The 16,234-nt window shown below is 57.4% G+C and carries 17 protein-coding genes and 1 tRNA gene; 11 read left to right on the top strand and 7 right to left on the bottom strand.

Going from position 1 to position 16,234, the window contains the following annotated elements; translation table 11 throughout:
* The first annotated feature begins 354 nt into the window (after nt 1–354).
* Nucleotides 355–1,665, top strand: coding sequence for a hypothetical protein (locus JXQ78_RS04535; protein WP_330632290.1), 1,311 nt, complete (start codon nt 355–357; stop codon nt 1,663–1,665).
* Nucleotides 1,666–1,667: 2 nt separating this feature from the next.
* Here JXQ78_RS04535 and JXQ78_RS04530 read toward each other — a convergent pair whose 3' ends face one another.
* The gene (locus JXQ78_RS04530) at nt 1,668–2,561 is read right to left on the bottom strand and encodes an ArsR/SmtB family transcription factor (RefSeq protein ID WP_330632289.1); all 894 of its coding nucleotides are present in this window, start codon (nt 2,559–2,561) and stop codon (nt 1,668–1,670) included.
* A gap of 154 nt (nt 2,562–2,715) precedes the next feature.
* On the opposite strand from JXQ78_RS04530, the gene JXQ78_RS04525 reads away from it, so the two are divergent.
* The 7 genes from JXQ78_RS04525 to JXQ78_RS04495 all read left to right on the top strand — a co-directional run bounded on the left by JXQ78_RS04525 (nt 2,716) and on the right by JXQ78_RS04495 (nt 8,134).
* On the top strand, nt 2,716–3,630 hold the full coding sequence (locus JXQ78_RS04525; protein ID WP_330632288.1) for a transcription initiation factor IIB: 915 nt from the start codon (nt 2,716–2,718) through the stop codon (nt 3,628–3,630).
* Nucleotides 3,631–3,677: 47 nt separating this feature from the next.
* Nucleotides 3,678–4,382, top strand: a complete 705-nt coding sequence (locus JXQ78_RS04520; RefSeq protein WP_330632287.1) for a potassium channel family protein — start codon at nt 3,678–3,680, stop codon at nt 4,380–4,382.
* Between the two features lie 48 nt (nt 4,383–4,430).
* Nucleotides 4,431–5,951: a TrkH family potassium uptake protein gene (locus JXQ78_RS04515; protein ID WP_330632286.1), complete on the top strand. Its 1,521-nt coding sequence runs from the start codon at nt 4,431–4,433 to the stop codon at nt 5,949–5,951.
* Nucleotides 5,948–6,193, top strand: a complete 246-nt coding sequence (locus JXQ78_RS04510) for a hypothetical protein (protein ID WP_330632285.1) — start codon at nt 5,948–5,950, stop codon at nt 6,191–6,193. Before JXQ78_RS04515 ends, JXQ78_RS04510 begins: the two co-directional genes overlap by 4 nt.
* 65 nt (nt 6,194–6,258) lie before the next feature.
* Nucleotides 6,259–7,224: a beta-ribofuranosylaminobenzene 5'-phosphate synthase family protein gene (locus tag JXQ78_RS04505; RefSeq protein WP_330632284.1), complete on the top strand. Its 966-nt coding sequence runs from the start codon at nt 6,259–6,261 to the stop codon at nt 7,222–7,224.
* Nucleotides 7,225–7,261: 37 nt separating this feature from the next.
* Nucleotides 7,262–7,588 (top strand): transcription factor S, encoded by a 327-nt coding sequence (locus JXQ78_RS04500; protein WP_330632283.1) that lies wholly within the window; start codon nt 7,262–7,264, stop codon nt 7,586–7,588.
* 39 nt (nt 7,589–7,627) lie between these two features.
* Nucleotides 7,628–8,134, top strand: coding sequence for a hypothetical protein (locus JXQ78_RS04495; RefSeq protein WP_330632282.1), 507 nt, complete (start codon nt 7,628–7,630; stop codon nt 8,132–8,134).
* 193 nt (nt 8,135–8,327) lie between these two features.
* On the opposite strand, the gene JXQ78_RS04490 is transcribed toward JXQ78_RS04495, so the two are convergent.
* The 3 genes from JXQ78_RS04490 to JXQ78_RS04480 form a co-directional block, all read right to left on the bottom strand.
* Nucleotides 8,328–9,188 carry a ZIP family metal transporter gene (locus tag JXQ78_RS04490; RefSeq protein WP_330632281.1) on the bottom strand — a complete coding sequence of 287 codons (861 nt, stop codon included), beginning with the start codon at nt 9,186–9,188 and terminating at the stop codon, nt 8,328–8,330.
* A gap of 56 nt (nt 9,189–9,244) precedes the next feature.
* On the bottom strand, nt 9,245–10,471 hold the full coding sequence (locus tag JXQ78_RS04485) for an ornithine cyclodeaminase, nickel-pincer nucleotide-dependent (protein WP_330632280.1): 1,227 nt from the start codon (nt 10,469–10,471) through the stop codon (nt 9,245–9,247).
* Nucleotides 10,472–10,532: 61 nt separating this feature from the next.
* Complete coding sequence (locus JXQ78_RS04480; RefSeq protein ID WP_330632279.1) at nt 10,533–10,907, bottom strand: hypothetical protein; 375 nt, start codon at nt 10,905–10,907, stop codon at nt 10,533–10,535.
* 86 nt (nt 10,908–10,993) lie between these two features.
* Here JXQ78_RS04480 and JXQ78_RS04475 point away from each other — a divergent pair, with 86 nt between their 5' ends.
* The 3 genes from JXQ78_RS04475 to JXQ78_RS04465 are packed head-to-tail and all read left to right on the top strand — an operon-like array spanning nt 10,994 to nt 14,179.
* Entirely contained in the window at nt 10,994–11,683 is a 690-nt protein-coding gene (locus JXQ78_RS04475; protein ID WP_330632278.1) for an SOS response-associated peptidase, read from the top strand.
* The gene (locus tag JXQ78_RS04470) at nt 11,589–13,328 is read left to right on the top strand and encodes a DUF255 domain-containing protein (protein WP_330632277.1); all 1,740 of its coding nucleotides are present in this window, start codon (nt 11,589–11,591) and stop codon (nt 13,326–13,328) included. The genes JXQ78_RS04475 and JXQ78_RS04470 overlap by 95 nt, the downstream gene beginning before the upstream one ends.
* A 44-nt stretch (nt 13,329–13,372) precedes the next feature.
* A complete protein-coding gene (locus JXQ78_RS04465; protein WP_330632276.1) occupies nt 13,373–14,179 on the top strand; it encodes a TrmB family transcriptional regulator in 807 nt (268 codons plus the stop codon).
* 15 nt (nt 14,180–14,194) lie between these two features.
* On the opposite strand, the gene mptA is transcribed toward JXQ78_RS04465, so the two are convergent.
* The 3 genes from mptA to JXQ78_RS04450 all read right to left on the bottom strand — a co-directional run bounded on the left by mptA (nt 14,195) and on the right by JXQ78_RS04450 (nt 16,212).
* Nucleotides 14,195–15,121: a GTP cyclohydrolase MptA gene (mptA, locus tag JXQ78_RS04460; protein ID WP_330632275.1), complete on the bottom strand. Its 927-nt coding sequence runs from the start codon at nt 15,119–15,121 to the stop codon at nt 14,195–14,197.
* Nucleotides 15,122–15,193: 72 nt separating this feature from the next.
* A complete protein-coding gene (locus JXQ78_RS04455) occupies nt 15,194–16,006 on the bottom strand; it encodes an NAD(+)/NADH kinase (RefSeq protein WP_330632274.1) in 813 nt (270 codons plus the stop codon).
* A gap of 123 nt (nt 16,007–16,129) precedes the next feature.
* A tRNA-Ser gene (locus JXQ78_RS04450) sits at nt 16,130–16,212 on the bottom strand.
* Nucleotides 16,213–16,234: the final 22 nt, after the last annotated feature.

Genomic DNA, 16,234 nt, shown 5'->3' with positions numbered 1-16,234 from the left:
ATATCTGGCTGTAACTAAAATAACAATAAATAATATAGAATATCCAATTGATACCCCTGAGAAGGTACTATTGGCGCGCTAGCATCTCTATGGCGTCAATATTCAATTAGAACTGATATCTTAGACCAGTAGTATTGTCCCAACTAGTCTAGTGATAAAAGAATTACTAGTTAGTTATTAATTACCAACAATATTAACTCCAGAGAGGTCATATATATGACTATGGGGCAGACACGCAGGCAGCTGCTACGCTCAGTCCTCCCCGCCGTTGTGGGGGTGTACGGACTGGGCACCAATTCAGAGGCAACACCGTCCAGTAGAATTAACACACATAAAAAACAAGGAGATGACACCATGATCACTGAAGCCTATCTCACGCCACCAAGTATGTGCTTTTCTACATTATTTTCTAACCTGCCATCGATACTGGGAAACGCGAGTCGACACGAACAGCCGATCATTCTGATGGACACGTATGATCTGAAACGTCTTCACGCCCGGGCCGTTCGTGAGACGGACAATCAGGAGGTGAGACTCCGGTGGGCACTCTGTCAGACGCTGATTCAGCAGGGAATCTTACACAGCCTGGATTACGCGAAGTACTACTCAGCCACGAAACAGGATCGCAATATTCAGGCTTACTGGTCGGCCCTTGAATCGTTGCCCGAACATGTTACCCAGCACGCTGCCCGTCAGTCTTCAGAAACGTATCTGGAGTTTTGCCAGGGAGAATATATGAAGCCGTTCATGACCGCACTCGGCAACTGGGAACTCAACACCGAGCGGCGCACAGCGGTAGAAAATCACCAGCAAAAACTCGACTCGGGCGTCGAGGATCCGATCAGCTACAACGAACGCGTGTTCGGCAAGAACGTTGCCGCCCTTGAGGTCAAACACGCGGCCAACCGACAGCTTCCAATCAACATCGTCTCCGTGCTCGGACAGGGTGAACAGTCGGGAATCAGCACAATCGTTCGGGAGTCGGAGTTCGAGATCGATCCAGCGGTACTCACACTCGACCACGAGCAAAACGGAATCGAACAGATCGGCCGACCGGACCATTCGGTCACCGGCGCGTATCACGACATGTTTTCGTCGGTCGCCACCGTTGCGCGGGAGACGACCGGCGTGCAACACGAGGATTGGTATTTGCTGGGAAGTCGATTAGCAGTGCCTCTCTTTCCGGATCTGTTCACTGGCTGTTTCGGTCCTGGAGGAATTGGCAACGATCACAAAGCGATCGTCAACGAGACCGAGACGGTGCTCGAACACCTCGAATCGGTGGCAGAAACGAACACGCCGAACCATCTCGGCTACGCGGCCGAACGCATAGCAGAATCGAACGACATGATCTCTGAGGCAAGCGAGATCAACACCCGACTCGATATCGCCGCGGATCTCTCGAACCAGGCGAGCGAACTGCGACATCTCTACGAATCACAGCAGTACTCACCGGGTGCGTTGTATACGGCGGCGACGATTTCGATGGATCCCAAACGCAAATACGACCGCAAAGAGCTGTTTCAACAGCTCGCGACGCTTGAGGATGCACCATCATATCCGGAGATACTCCCATCGGATCTCGAACGATTCAACCACCGTGGTGGGTTCCGGCGTGGAAAGAAAATCACAAACTGGCATCAGAAAGTCGGCCGAGCACGATGACCTCAGTTTGCCGGAGGGCCTTCCTGTAGCACCCACGAGAGCTCGAGCGTCGCATCCGGGTCGAACGTGTCGGCATAGCGAGCAGCAAACTCGGTGAGCTCGGCCACCGTCATCGAATCGGTAGCAATCGGTTCACCGTCGGGTCCACAGAGCGCAGGCACTACGGTCGGCCCGTCGGAGCCGCGATCGAAACCCACCCTCGTTCCAGCTGATTCGTTCTCGGTAGCTTCCGTCTCGGCCGTGAACAGCTGAATCACCCGCTCGAAAAGTCTAAGCTGGAGTTTTCCGTGTTCAGTCAGGGTAATCGTCGAATCTGAAAACTCAAGAACGTCCGCCCCAGCGAGCTTTTTCAGCCGATATCTGATCTGTCCCCGCGTTACGGATTCGCCGCGGCGTTCTTGCCAGGTCCGCACGTCGGTGAGAATCGACGCGACGCTGATTCGCTTTGGAAACAACAGCAGATCGAGTCGTTCGCCCGAAGAGTTTCTGAGCCCGATCGAGTAGTACGTAAGCGTGAACAATGGCCCGTTTGCGACACAAATCGGATCGAGGAGCTCGACGATTTCCTCGGATGACCAGTCAATGGATTCAGTGTCCACGCCGTGAAGCCGTAGCAACTTGTAGATGTTGTCCAGTAGCTTCGTTCCAACGGGTGTAACCACCGGTAACGATCCATCACGGTTGACGATTGGCCGTGAACCACCAGCCAGCGAAGCGAGATGCTGAGAAACCGCAGAGGCAGACAGATCAACCGCGGCGGCAATCTCCTGTTGACTATCCGTTGCATCGTCTTTCAACTGCTCAAGGATCGACAGCCGAACCGGCGTCGTCGACTGGAGTAACGCTCCAGCCTCGACGATCGTGGCCGGCGATCGCCTGTGGGCGAGATCGTGCATATCTAGGCTCAGGCAGTAGTAGGTGAAGAATTTTGGGGGCGATCTGGAATTTCAGTATGAGTGGTTAATTACCGAGAGAGTGAATGTATTGAATTGGGAAATTAAGTGAATTTGCGCAATTCTTTAGTAGGTGCGTAGAGAACAGCATCTCAAAATGAGTGTTCAAGAAAACAAAAAAACACGCAAGACGACGTGTCCGGATTGTGGGGGAAAAATCGTCGCGGATCCAAAACACGGCGAACGCTCGTGTGTTGACTGCGGGATGGTCGTCTCGGAGGGGTCTATCGACCACGGCCCGGAGTGGCGCTCGTACAGTTTTGCGGAGGATCAAGAACGCTCACGAACGGGGCCACCCAGGGATCGGACTGGCTCGGATACGATGCTATCGACGTCGATCAGCTGGCGAGATGTCGACGCGCGTGGAAATCTCATTGAGGCTCGAAAGCGACGTCGGATGCACCGCTTGCGTCGAATGCAATCGCAGTCTAGCGATTCTACAGAACAGTACCAAAAGCAGGCGACCGCCGAAATCGAACGCATGGGTGCTGCACTGGGATTGCCGACAGACGTCCGTGAGACCGCAACGGACATCTTTCGGCTCTCACAGACGAACGGTGTGCTTCGGGGTCGATCGGTCGAGGCACTCACGTCTGCGTCGTTGCACATCGCAGCGAGCAACGTTGGGCTCCCGCGCTCGCTAGGAGAAATTGAACTCGTATCGAGAATCGATCGGAACTCGATCGCGCGCGCAAAGCGTGCGATCAACACGAAGCTAGGACTCGCGGTTGAACCCGGTGCCCCAGAGGAGTATGTAGAGCGCTTTGGCTCAGAACTCGATGTCGACCACCGGACCGTGTTCACGGCAAACCGAATCATCGAGAGTGCCTCCGACGAATATATCGGCTCGGGCGCAAATCCTGTCGCAATCGCCGCTGGGGCCATCTACACGGCCGATCGGATGACTGGTGGGAACTGTGTCACACAACAGGAGGTGAGCGACGCTACCGACGTCTGTATTATGACTATCAGAAAACACAAATCGGAACTGCTGTCTCACTACGAGTGCTGATCCATTCGATGGATTTTCACCACTGACCGTTGGAGCGATACACAACGATGTATCTCATTATCGTCGGTGCTGGCGACATTGGCATTCAGCTCATCGATGTCGCGACTGCTGGTGGGAACGAAGTCGTCGTCATCGAGCGCGATCGCGACCGCGCCGAACGGGCAGCGAATCGGTATGACTGTCTCGTGCTCCACGACGACGCCACAAACCAGGAGACGCTCGTGGACGCCGGTATCGAGCAATCAGATGCCGTGATCTCGACGACAGACCGCGATGCGACGAACATCATGGTGTCGTTGCTCGCTGGCGAGTTCGACGTTCCAAAGGTCGTCTCGGTGGTCCAGGATCCCCACCACATGGACATCTTCGAGCGGATTGGCGTCCACACGATGCAAAATCCACAACGATTGATCGCCGATTATCTCTACCGCGCCGTTGAGCGTCCAGCCGTGATCGATTACATGTCCGTCGGGGAAACCGCAGAAGTGTTCGAAATCCACGTCTCACGGGAGGCCCCCATCGAAGGGATGACGCTCTCCGAAGCCGGTGATTCGGACGTTCTCACCGATGACATGCTGCTCGTGGCGATCGAACGCGATGAAGGAGCCGATCCGATTACCCCACGGGGAGACACCTCGATCCGGGCAGGCGATCTGGTGACGGTGTATGCCCAGCAGGGAGCCACACCCAGAGTGACGGATATCTTCGGGCACTTCGATGATTCTTCGCCCTCGCGATCACACGGTCGGTGAGCCACGAAACGTATCTTATTTGGTTCTGACTGTGGAACGATCTGAGAGATGAGTTCCAGTCTCCGCTCCCTTCTGCCCGACATTGGTCGGATCCTTCAGGCGCTTGCTGGTATGATGCTGCTGTCGATTGTCATGCCGCTTTTGTGGGGTGAGCTGTTTGCAATCCCTGGACTGCTCATTTCGGCGGCAATCACCTACGCGCTCGGCTTCCTTTCGCTCCGATACGGCACCCGTCGGTCGGTCGATAAGCTTCACGGGATGATGGTGGCCGCACTCGGATGGCTACTGGTCGCGGTTCTTGGCTCCTTGCCCTTTCTGACGATTGCCTGGACTGCAGCGCTCGCTCCAGCCTGGGCCGGCACATTCGACACACCGACGTTAGCGGCGTTTCGACACCCACTGAACGGCGTTTTCGAGAGCATGAGTGGCTTTACTGGCACCGGTCTCACGATGTCTGTTCACGAAAACGTCCTCCCGCGGACGATTCAGTGGTGGCGGTCGTTCACCGAGTGGGTTGGTGGCGTCGGAGTGATCGTGTTGACCACAGCAATTCTCGCCCGGCCAGGGAGCGGATCGCTCACCCTGTATGAGAGCGAGGCCCGCTCGGATAAGATTCATCCCTCCATCGTTTCGACCGTCCGGACGATCTGGTGGATTTTCCTGGTGTTCACGCTCGTAGCGACGCTGTTGTTATGGCTGGTCGGCATGCCAATCTGGGATGCGATCAACCACGCGATGACCGGACTCTCAACCGGCGGATTTTCGATTACTGACAATTCGCTCGCGAGTTATCAGGAACCACTGATCGAGTTTGCCATGATCCCGATAATGATCGCGGGATCGATCGCGTTCCCGATCCATTATCTATTGTTGAGTGGTGACTTTCGATCGGTCGCACGCGATCTGCAGACGCGGTGGGTTGCGATCTACTTCAGTGCTGGATCGATCGCTCTCATTGGGTTACTCCTCCATTTCAACACGTACGGAACGTCGTTTCAGTCCCTTCGATACGGGCTCTTCCAGTTCATTTCCGCTGCCTCGTGTACTGGCTTTCAGACCGCAGATATCGGTGGACAGTGGTCAGTCCTTTCCCAGCTGACGCTTTCAGCAGGGATGTTCGTCGGGGCTGCAGCAGGCTCTACCGTCGGTGGAATCAAGCTCATACGACTGTTGACGCTCGCAAAGGGAATGATCAGACGAATCTCCGATGTGTTCTATCCGGAGTCTGCGATCCGACGATTCGAAATCGACGGTCGGACCCTGACTGACACTGAAGTCTCGAAGGAGCTAGAAGAGGCCTCAATCATCGCATTGCTGGGAATCGTGCTGCTTTCGGTCGGTATTACGGGGCTGTTGTTGCTGGTGTCGCTTGACGTGTACACGCTAGAAAATGTGGTGTTCGAAGTCGCCAGTGCACAGGGCAACGTCGGGCTCTCGACTGGCATCACTGGACCAGAGATGCCCTCGACCGCAAAACTGTTGTTGATGTTCAATATGTGGGTTGGTCGTCTCGAGTTCATCCCCGTACTGGTGTTGTTGCGAGCGCTTATCTACGGAGGGTCACCATGAGCTCTGTCATCGCAACGATCGTCTCGCTGTTGACACAGCTCGTCCCGACGGATCTCTCATCAGTGAGCTTTCTGTCGTGGGCTGGCGATCGCGACCCAATCTACGATCTACTCATTCTCACTGGGCCACTCGTGATCGTCCTGATCTCAGTGGTGGGTCGAATGTGGCTCACCACGGGACTCGCGATTGGGTATCTCCTCGTGTTCGTCGGCCACCTTCTCCACTCGATCGTCACGTCGTAACTGTCGATAGTGGTACAACTCTCCGGTGTCGCAACCGGAATGGCCGTGTCCAGCGTTACTCGGGCATGGTCGTCGTTCGGACAGGCCCTCGGCTCCATCTAGGGTTTCAGAATCTCTCGCTTGCTCGCCAGCGCCTCTATGGTGGCATCGGTCTCGCCATCGATGAGCCGACCGTCCGCATCGAAGCACAAAGGGCTGGAACTGTCCGAGCGCCCTCGATCGTCAGCGATGTTGCCAACGCGGCCGTCGAACTGCTTTCCGTTCCGGGTGCTGAAATCCAGGTGCACGAATCGCTCGATCGCCACGTTGGGCTTGGCAGCGGAACGCAACACGCGCTTGCGACACTTACTGCTATTGCGCGCGCCTACGATCTCGATCCAGCGGTTCGATCGAGAGCGCCGTCGCTTGGGCGGGGCGGCCGCAGCGGAATTGGTGTCGCAACGTTCGAATCCGGTGGCTTCGTGGTTGATGGCGGTCATCCCACCGAACAGTTCACCACCGCACCCCCCGAACACGGCGAGTGGTCCGTTCCGCCGGTTATCGCATGTCACACGGTGCCCGAGTCGTGGCGGTTTGTCGTGGTCGTTCCCGACGGCGTGGTTGGAGACCACGGCGCATCCGAAGACGCGTCGATGCGAACGGTCGTCGAATCCGCAGACCCCGCCATTAGTGATACGATTGCGACGGTCGTGACACACGAGCTGTTGCCAGCAGTGGCGAGTGACTCGATCGAACAGTTCGGGCAGGCGATCAATGCCATCGGTCGATTGAACGGTTCGTGGTACGCAGAACAGCAAGGCGGCGTCTACCGACCCCCTGCGGGAGCGCTCATTACTGAGCTCAAAGACTGTGGCGCGCTCTTTGGGGTTGGCCAGTCCTCGTGGGGACCGGCAGTGTATGGGCTCACGTCGGTGGAGCAAACCAGTCGGGCTCTCCAGGCCGTTGAGGAGACGCTCGATTCGGTGGGCCTTGAGGCGACGGTCTACTGTGCAAAACCACGAAATACGGGAGCAATTTCGACCGACCGGTGACCTGTCGTTTTTAGCCCATCGAGCGAATAGGTCGGGTATGCAGTTTTGCGATGCGTGTGGCTCACTGATGCACACAGACCGCGACACCGACGAAATGGTCTGTTCGAGCTGCGATCAACGGACCGAACGCGATGACGACCGAGCAGAGGCGTTTATCAGCACCGACGAGCAGACGTTCGACGACGTGATCGAAACCGAGGAGGGTGCGGCCGACGAGGGGCTTCCGTCCACGGAAGTTATCTGTGACGACTGTGGCCACGACCGGGCCTGGTATACGATCAAACAGACGGGCTCCGCCGACGAACCACCAACGCGGTTTTTCAAGTGTCAGGAGTGTGGGAAACGCTGGCGTGGATACTCGTAGCCGACACACGTATCATCGTTGCCACCCTCTGTATCGTTCGTGAGCGGACATTCGCGCGTGGAGGTGTACCCCGGCTGTGAGGCAGTCGTTGAGTTCGACGATGCGCTCACGTTCGAGTGCGTGCCCGAGTGTACCTGGTGTTGTCATCACGGAGTGTTGCTCTACGGGCAGGACCTCCGCGAACTCGCCGCACGTGAATCGCTCGATGGGCCACTCAAACAACTGAAAGGCCACGATTTCATCCGACGAGAATCCAAAGATCGCGAGGAGTTCGTGGATGTCGACGATCAGGCCTGTTATTTCCTCAATGACGAGGGACTCTGTACGCTTCATGCCGAACACGAGTGGAAGCCCACGCGTTGTTCGGTCTTTCCCCTGGAGATTCACGTCGAGGATGGCGATATTCACGTTTCTATCAGGGAGAAAGCACACCAGCACTGCGACGGACTGGACGTATCCGAACGGAAAATTGTAGACCATCTCGATGCGTTTCTCCCGAAACTGCTCTGGGAACTCGATGATCCTACCTCCAGAATCGAACTGTGAGCCCACCGAAGCTCCAGTGTATCAACTCGTATAACGATCGTTATAGTTAATATTTCGACTGATAAAATAAAATCACCATGTTGCGCCAAGACGATAGTGATACGGGAGAGATGCAGTGTCCCTGGTGTGAATCGAAGATTCCGATTCGAATGAAGATCTGTCCACACTGTGAGACGATGCTCCACTGACGAAATTACGAGAGCAGAGCCCAGGCACCGACGACGACGACAGCACCACTGATCGTGCTGATGACGGCATGAACCCTGAGTTGGTCGAGCGCGGCATGGACGGCGTCGGACTCGGTCACGCCGAGCGCATCGCTGAATTCTGAGCCAGTCTCACACTGTGGAAGAAAGTCCATCGCAATGTGGAGAAAGACACCGGTTGCAAAGCCAAACAGCAGCGCGTTTTCGACAGGCGTGCTCTGAACCGTAATCATCGCTGCGGGCAGTGCGGCCAGCCCGACGGCAGCCGACGGGAGCAACAACACGGTTGGGGTTTTCCCGTCGCGAACGAGTCGTCTCGCGGCCGCATAGCCGGCGGGTGCCTTGTGCGAGATGATACTCAGTCCGACGAGCAATCCAAGATCCGGAAGTGTTCCGTAGATCAGCCCGATGATCGCACCGCCGGCAAACGAATGTGCGCTCAACTGAACGGTGATCGTTCCCAATCCCTCAATGTGTGAAAGCCGGTGACCGATCGTGTGCGCGCCGTATCCGAGCAACACGCCGAGCGTGATTCCAATCCCACCAACCTTCGGATCGAAGCCGATTGCGTCCGGAACGAGAAACAAGGAGGCGCTCGCAATCATTGCCCCACTCGCCAGTCCGTAACCCCAGACGAGGCGTCTGGCGGTGGCCGTCTCGCCGCGCGCACCAACGAATGCAGCGAGTGCCATTGCGAGCAGCGCAACCCACGCGATTATCACTACCTTCGAAGGGCCCGCGAGAATTCCAACGACTGAGAACCCACACAGGACGATGACGGCAAGAATGCCAAACTGTGTGTATCGATTCGTTCGCCAGGGTGAACCGCCTGTGACAGCAACGTCCATTTTGTTAATAAAATCGCCCTATACATTATTAATCTGGCGATCGTTGTCCCTCGAAACTACTCACAGATCTGTTCTGCGAGCATTGGCACGAACGTCCCGATGTCGGTGACCATGCCGACGGCCTGATCGGAGCCACGGTCAAGCAGTTGCGTCACGGTGGCTGGGTTGATATCGACACAGACGACGCGTGTGGTCGATGGGAGGCAGTTCCCGACGGCGACCGAGTGGAGCAGCGTCGAGAGCATCAACACCATGTCTGCCTGGTGTGCCTGTTCTCTGATTGCGTTCTGGGCTTCGATCGTGTCGGTGATTGTGTCTGGGAGTGGGCCGTCATCACGAATTGACCCGGCGAGGACGTACGGCACGTCGTTAGTGACACACTCATACATCACGCCGGAGTCGATGAGGCCCTCTGCAACCGCGTTGGGAATTGATCCTGCCCGAATCACCTCGCTGAGCGCGTAGATGTGGTGTTTGTGCCCGCTGCGCGGATGATCGAGCGTTTCCGTGTTCATTCCGAGCGAGGTACCGTATCGATCCCGTTCGATGTCGTGGACTGCAAAGCCGTTGCCTGCAGAAAGCATATCAATATATCCCGTTCGAACGAGACGAGCAAGCGCTTCGCGCGCACCGGAGTGAATCAGTGCGGGGCCACAGACGGCGAGTACCTTCCCGCCTGATGATTTCGTTTCGATGATGGCGTCTGCGATCTTCGCGATCGTCGACTGCGAGGGACGTTCGCTAGAGACACCACCCTGCATGAAACCGAACGCACCGGAGCTGTCACGTGGCCGCTCGGGGGGTTTGACTCGCACCCCCGTTTCACCAACCACTACGTGATCGTCCGCTTCGATCGCATTGAGCACGCGTGCTGTTGCGCGTGCGCCTGCTGGCGTCCGTTCGACGACCACTGCACAGTCCATTTCGTTGCGCTCGACAGGAATCCACTCGCCATCGACGCGCACGTCAGTCGGGTGATTGGTCGTCGAATAGAAGCCGGTGGGGACGACCTGATCTGCGGGTGCGGGCTCGAGCGTGGCATCTTTCGGATCGATCGGATTGGCTCCGTTTTGATGGAGTTCGTGGATGATCGCTTTCAACTCGTCTTCGGTGTCTGCCCGGACAGAAAGTCGTGCGTAGGACTCTTCGGTTTCGGATTTGCCGATATCGAACGACTCCACCTCGAACGTTCCACCCTGTTCCATGATTGTGGTGAAACAGGTCTGGAGCGTTCCTGAATCGATGATATGGCCGTCTAACTCGACTGCGCGAGACACTGTCATACGTCAGGAGTTGATCCACCCCGCAATATCGGTTGTGTCTTCGGCGAGCCCTGAGCTGTGACTATACCTTGACCTGTCGGTCGATCTCCCACTGTGTTCCCGTTCGATCGACGAGTCGTCCGTAGAACGCCTCGAGTCCCGATCCCGTCGTTCCCGGAAGGACGTGCAATCTCACTGCGCCATCGCTGATCGACACCCTGAACGTATCGTTTCGGTCTGCGTCGTGGACCAGCCAGACGGGGATCGGCAGGTCAAACCAGTCGCCGTAGCGATACGGGCCCTCTTCAAGGACGCGCGTGATCGTCTGTTCGAGCGGGTGGTCATCAGGATCGGTGGCCGTGAGCGTAAACGTCACGTCACCGTCGTATCGGAGCGTGTTCCCGGTGAATCGCCGTTCGGGCCGCGCAGGGATTTCGAAGGGGGGATCGTTGGACACGGTCGACGGTTGTGCTTCTTTTAATTTAAATTGCTGTGTGGCTGAAGGGCCAGACGTTTAAGCTGATTGGGACCCAACTACTGTCCATGTGTGGCCGGTACAGTCTGTTTGTCGATCCAGCGGCGCTCGAGGCTCGGTTCGACGCCCAGCTGTCGTTTTCGTTCGAGCCACGGTACAACGCGGCACCAGGCCAGCAGTTACCAACTATCCGGGATGACGATGCTGATACGATTCAGCGCGCACACTGGGGATTAGTGCCGTCGTGGGCCGACAAACGAACGACCGATCACATCAACGCCCGTGCTGAAACGGTCTCAGACCGGCGAATGTTCGCAGACGCCTATCAACACCGTCGCTGTCTCGTTCCGGTGGATGGCTTCTACGAGTGGTCAAGCGACGAGCGCAGCCAGCCCTACCGGTTCGTCCACAGCGACGGCGGTCCATTCGCACTGGCCGGGCTCTGGGAGCGATGGACTCCACCACACGTTCAAACACAGCTCGATGCATTCGCTCGAGATGGTCCGGACCGGAGCGCAGAGGAACTCGTCTCGTTTACGATACTGACCCAGTCACCGACCGCGACCGTCGAACCAATCCACGACCGGATGCCGGTGGTGCTCTCGGAGGCCACCGAACAGGCGTGGCTATCTGGGGACCCCATCGAGACGCTCGCACCGATCGATGACGACACCCTCAATCGATATCCAGTCTCGCGGGCAGTCAACGATCCAACCAACGACACCCCAGCCGTTGTGGAGGCTATCGACGAGCGGTAGTCTGGCCTTTCGAAACATCCATTCAGCCAGCCAGCCGATTGTCGTCATGAACAGTGACACGCTCGTGGAGTTTCACGAGTGGGGGGCCGAGCCGTTCGAAATCGCCCGAGAGACCGATACACCCCTGTTGTTGGTGCTGTCCCCACCCTGGTGTGAACGGTGTGAGACGATGGCGAGCGAAACGTTCGATTCGCCGATGATCGCCGCCAACGTCAACGACGATTTTGTTCCGGTGCTCGTCGATCCCGACCGCCGGCCACGGATCCGAGACCGATACACAATGGGTGGTTTTCCCACTGTCGTCTTTCTTTCACCATCCGGTGAGATCCTCACTGGTTCGACCTACATGGATGCGAACACGTTCAGAAACGTTGTAGAGCGCGTTCGCGATTCGTACGACGGCGGTCGAACGGGATCGGTCCCGCGTCCACTCCAGGGCGGTCCACCGCCGTCGGGTGAGCTCTCCGAGCAAATCGAACGGCACATGACCGAACAGCTCCACGGCGCGTTTGATACAGAAAACGCAGGCTGGGGGACGGGTGCGAAGTTCCCACTTCCCAGAACGATCGAGTTTGCGCTCAAACGGGCTCGAGAGCCGGCAACCAGAACGCTTGATGCAATTTCTCGTGGACTGATCGACGAGTACGATGGCAGTGCATACCGGTATGCGAACGAACCCAGCTGGGCAGATCCACACCGCGCAAAGCTGCTATCGACGAATGGGGCGCTCTGTGGCGCATACGCGACAGCCTACCAGTACACTGGTGACGAACAGTATCGACGATCGGCAGAGCGACTCATCGAGTTCCTTTCAACCACGCTCTGGACGGGATCGGCGTTTGCTGGGAGTCAGGCTGCAAGCGACTACTACACCCTCAGTGCAACCGATCGAGAATCGACCGACACCCCTGCAGTTGACTCGACCGTGTTCGCTGATGGAAACGCGATCGCCATCCGGGCCTGCGCACGCTACTATGCACTCACCGATGATGAGACCGCCAGGCGGTTTGCCGAACGCGCACTCGATCACGTCACCAGTGAGCTTCTCGATTCGGACGGTCGCGTCCAGCATTTTGCTGATGGCCCCGCCGGACTTCTCACGGATCAGGCGTCGCTGTTGCACGCGCTGACGACGGTCGCCCAGACGATCGATCCAGCAGTTCTCGAGACGGCAACGTCGATTGCGGACTGGACCATCGACGCACTCCGATCGAGCGATGGACGATTCGTCGATGGCCCCATCGAGGGACCCGGACTCCTCGAGAAGCCGCTGTATCCCCTTGATTCGAACACCACACTCGCCAACGCACTGGTTGATCTGTCGGTGCTCACCGGAACGGATCGCTACGCCGAGATTGCACGCGAGACCCTCGCCCAGTTTGCTGGTGCCAGCGATCGGATGGGAGCAGAGGTGGCACACTACGCCACCGCAGTCGAACGAGCCCGCCTGATGCCGCTGACGATCACAGTAGCGGATGCTCCCGGGAGCGATCTCCATCGGGCGGCACTCAGGATCGCCGACCACGAAAAGATCGTCGCACTCACTGGCGACCACGACGGCTGGGCGGCGGTAACCACCGGCGAGACGGTCTCTGATCGCGTTCGAACGCCAGACGACCTCGTTTCGCTCGTTCAGGGCGAGTAAACTCCCGATGTGTTTTTATCGATAGGGAAGAATTGCTCTATACAATGGCTAATTTGCGAGACCTGGGCCTCTCCGAATACGAAGCGCGCGCCTATCGCGCACTCTTAAAAACTGGCCCGACAACGGCAAAAGAGTTGTCTCACGTCAGCGAGGTGCCAATGGGACGGATATACGACGTTCTCAACAGCATCGAGCAGTATAGCCTCGTTCGGTCGCAGACGGCGTCTCGGCCAAAAAAGTATGTCGCCGTCGAGCCCGCAACCGCCCTTGATCGCCTTCTCGAAGACAAAAAACGAGAGCTTTCGGAAAAAGAATCCCAGTACGAAGAGATCGTTCAGGAGCTAACCGACAGCCTCGAAAGCGCAGACCCCCACGACGAGCGGTTCTGGACCGCCGCTGTCGGGCCTGAAGAGGTGGACAATCTGCTCGTCGAACGGCTTGATGCAGCAGACGACCGGATCGTGATGGTCGCCTCGACAGTCTCCGATCGTTTCGATATCAACATGATTGGCGAGCGCGTCTCGATCGCACTGGAAGATGCGCTTTCACGTGACGTTGACGTATCGCTGTTGATGCGTCCGGCACTCGTCGATGATCTCCCACCGTCGGTTGGCACGCGTTATCGGACGAGTCTCTCTCCACACCGGAATTTCGACTGTCGGACGAGTTCCGACGTAACGGGAACGTTCACTATCGTTGATGATTCTGAGGTGTGTATTGAGGTTGCTCACCCATTGCGCGAGTCCGACCGGTTTGCGCTCATCGATCTGAAAGACCGTAGCTTCGCGAGTGAAGTGCGTGGCGAGTTCGAACCGCGCTGGGAGAATGCAGAACCGCTAACGTTCGATTAACACTCGGTAGCCCGTTCAGGCTTCGATTTCTGCCCGGAGTTCTTCCATCGTCGCAACGCGCTCTGCGTGGGCGTTGTGCTGGTGGATTGACTCGTCGTTCGACTGTTTCATCGTGATGACAGCCGTGTCTGGGAGCGCAGAAAACGTCTCAGTGACGCCATCGGCCAATGACCTGACACAGTCTTCAACGAACTTCGCATCGGCGTGTGCGTCGTAGGTCATGTAATCCTCGTCGGGTCGCTTTGCCAGGTTGTAGATCCGAGCGCTCATCGAGTCGCGAGCGATGTCAATAACGTCCGTGACATCGATGTCGACATCGTCGTCGGTTTCGATCGTCAGCGTGGCGTGACCGCGCTGGGAGTGTCCAGGCTGTGGCACTGCATCGAGAAAGTCCTCGATGGTGCCGTCATCGATGCCGAGATCGAGCAGCGTCTCACGGGCACGTGCGGCGGACATTCCCTGTGAGCACGGACACACCGTCATGCCCGTCACGCGCGCGCCAATCTCTTCGCTGGTCCCGTCCTCGGTCGCCGTTGCACTTGCGATGATGTCGGCGGTCGACTGGGTGAGGCGCTCGGATTCTGGCGTTCGATCGTGGACGACATAGCGGGCCTCCATTCGGACTTCGGCCTGCGTCGTGTACTCGTGTTTTTCGAGCAGTCGTTCGGCGGCCGTCCCACACACGTCTTCGACACCGGAGGCGGTGTCACCGACGGCTGATTCGAGCGTCTCGTCGATGACTTCCATGTTCCGGCTCATATCCGCACCCTTTCGCCATTTGGGCAGATCGACGAACACTTCGAATTCTGCCATCAGGACGACGGGTCGATCTCCGTTCTGATCGATCTCCACGAGCTTTTCGACACCGGTCACGCCGACGCGATTGAGTCCGATGCTCACGGTTGGACTCGACGCCTGCACGTCCGGTAACTGCTGGCTCATTAACAACAACGAGGAGTTTGGACCGAATAGGGGTTGCGAAATGATTGTCCCCACCCAACACGCTCATCAGTGTCACTCCAGTTTGTTGAGTGCACCAAAAAAATCGATCTCCGGGCCGGCGATCCGGACCGGTGGCGCATCGGTCGAGACCGCAAGCGACACTGGCGTCGGCTCGGTTTGTTTCGCGCGGCCATCGCTGACGGCAACAACGTCACCAGTGCCACGGGCTGTGATCGTCACAGTGGCGTCGGTGTCGACCACGAGCGACGGCATGCCCCCAGCAGCGCTCATCTGTGTAATCACGAGTCCGCCAACCGTCGGATGAACGAGTGGTCCGTTTTCGCTCAGATTGTACGCCGTTGATCCAGTTGGCGTCGCGATGAGAATACCGTCGGCTTGATTGCAGGTGTACTGATCACCATCCACATCGATCGAAAACGATAGCTCCGTCGGTGGTCCTCGACGGGGTGACATCACGGCAACCTCGTTGAGTGCTGGTGGCAGCGTCCAGTCGTCGGTCGCACCCAGAAGCCTGGGGACGGGCTGGATTGGCGGCTGTGATGCTGATTCGAGCGCATGAATCGTTTCCTGGACAGTTTCGAGCGCGGCTTCGGGGGGCGTCGCGTTGAGAAACCCAACCTCTCCCAGATTAACCCCCATTATCGGTGTGGCTCCGATTCCCCTTGCAGCGAACAAGAACGTCCCGTCGCCGCCAATACTGACGACGAGATCGCACGCTCCCATCTCGTCGATATCGATGCCGGGTGCCTCAACCGCCGTGGCCGTCGTTTCGTCGACGACGACATCGTCAATCGACTGGATGAGTTCTGTGGCAAGGGTGGTAGCACGGGGATTGTGTTGCTGTGCGACGATGCCGATTCGCATAGCCGTCAATTGTTCCGGGTCCGGAAAAACCCACCCACATGCGTCGCTCTCGATTCGGAGTGAGGATCGTGACTGCTGGAAGGTGCGTATCCGATAGAACACGCTTTCGCAAAAAACTGCTACCGGTGGGGATGGGATTCGAACCCATGAGGCCATAGGCCACCTGTTTTCAAGACAGGCGCGTTAGTCCACTCCGCCACCCCACCGCATCCGTACTACCCCATACCG

The organism is Halocatena halophila, assembly GCA_027563145.1.
Taxonomy (GTDB): Archaea; Halobacteriota; Halobacteria; order Halobacteriales; family Haloarculaceae; genus Halocatena; species Halocatena halophila.
The sequence above is the reverse complement of the archived record's forward strand: the minus strand, read 5'-3'. Positions and strand labels throughout refer to the sequence as shown.

Coding starts and splice junctions, on each gene's coding strand:
- JXQ78_RS04535 (WP_330632290.1), top strand. CDS start 355: ATGATCACTGAAGCCTATCTCACGCCACCAAGTATGTGCTTTTCTACA.
- JXQ78_RS04530 (WP_330632289.1), bottom strand. CDS start 2,561: ATGCACGATCTCGCCCACAGGCGATCGCCGGCCACGATCGTCGAGGCT.
- JXQ78_RS04525 (WP_330632288.1), top strand. CDS start 2,716: ATGAGTGTTCAAGAAAACAAAAAAACACGCAAGACGACGTGTCCGGAT.
- JXQ78_RS04520 (WP_330632287.1), top strand. CDS start 3,678: ATGTATCTCATTATCGTCGGTGCTGGCGACATTGGCATTCAGCTCATC.
- JXQ78_RS04515 (WP_330632286.1), top strand. CDS start 4,431: ATGAGTTCCAGTCTCCGCTCCCTTCTGCCCGACATTGGTCGGATCCTT.
- JXQ78_RS04510 (WP_330632285.1), top strand. CDS start 5,948: ATGAGCTCTGTCATCGCAACGATCGTCTCGCTGTTGACACAGCTCGTC.
- JXQ78_RS04505 (WP_330632284.1), top strand. CDS start 6,259: ATGGTCGTCGTTCGGACAGGCCCTCGGCTCCATCTAGGGTTTCAGAAT.
- JXQ78_RS04500 (WP_330632283.1), top strand. CDS start 7,262: ATGCAGTTTTGCGATGCGTGTGGCTCACTGATGCACACAGACCGCGAC.
- JXQ78_RS04490 (WP_330632281.1), bottom strand. CDS start 9,188: ATGGACGTTGCTGTCACAGGCGGTTCACCCTGGCGAACGAATCGATAC.
- JXQ78_RS04485 (WP_330632280.1), bottom strand. CDS start 10,471: ATGACAGTGTCTCGCGCAGTCGAGTTAGACGGCCATATCATCGATTCA.
- JXQ78_RS04475 (WP_330632278.1), top strand. CDS start 10,994: ATGTGTGGCCGGTACAGTCTGTTTGTCGATCCAGCGGCGCTCGAGGCT.
- JXQ78_RS04470 (WP_330632277.1), top strand. CDS start 11,589: ATGACGACACCCTCAATCGATATCCAGTCTCGCGGGCAGTCAACGATC.
- JXQ78_RS04465 (WP_330632276.1), top strand. CDS start 13,373: ATGGCTAATTTGCGAGACCTGGGCCTCTCCGAATACGAAGCGCGCGCC.
- mptA (WP_330632275.1), bottom strand. CDS start 15,121: ATGAGCCAGCAGTTACCGGACGTGCAGGCGTCGAGTCCAACCGTGAGC.
- JXQ78_RS04455 (WP_330632274.1), bottom strand. CDS start 16,006: ATGCGAATCGGCATCGTCGCACAGCAACACAATCCCCGTGCTACCACC.